General features: G+C 60.2%; 1 protein-coding gene. It reads right to left on the bottom strand.

Features of this window, described 5'->3' with window-relative positions; translation table 11 throughout:
- The coding region (locus tag SB765_RS29145) for an MFS transporter (protein WP_410932421.1) at positions 1-279 on the bottom strand (279 nt) is incomplete at both ends.

Raw genomic sequence — 279 nt, 5'->3', positions numbered from 1 at the left:
GAACGCTCTTTAGCCGGGAACCATTCGCTGCTCGCTTTCAGTCCGGCCGGGATCATCGCCGCTTCAGCCGCACCGACTGCGCCACGTGCCAGCGCCAGTCCGCCCCAGCTGCCCGCCATCGCCGTAGCGGCACAGAAAATCGCCCACATAATAGCAAACACCGCGTAGCCGACTTTGGTGCCGAGCAGATCCAGTACATAACCTGCCACCGGTTGCATCAGCGTGTAGCAGGCTGAATAGGCCGCAATTATGTAGGAGTACTGCTGCGTGGTGATATGC

This window comes from Pseudomonas sp. SIMBA_067 (assembly GCF_046534675.1).
Taxonomy (GTDB): Bacteria; Pseudomonadota; Gammaproteobacteria; order Pseudomonadales; family Pseudomonadaceae; genus Aquipseudomonas; species Aquipseudomonas putida.
Note: the sequence above shows the minus strand (reverse complement) of the source record. Positions and strands in the feature narration are given on the sequence as shown.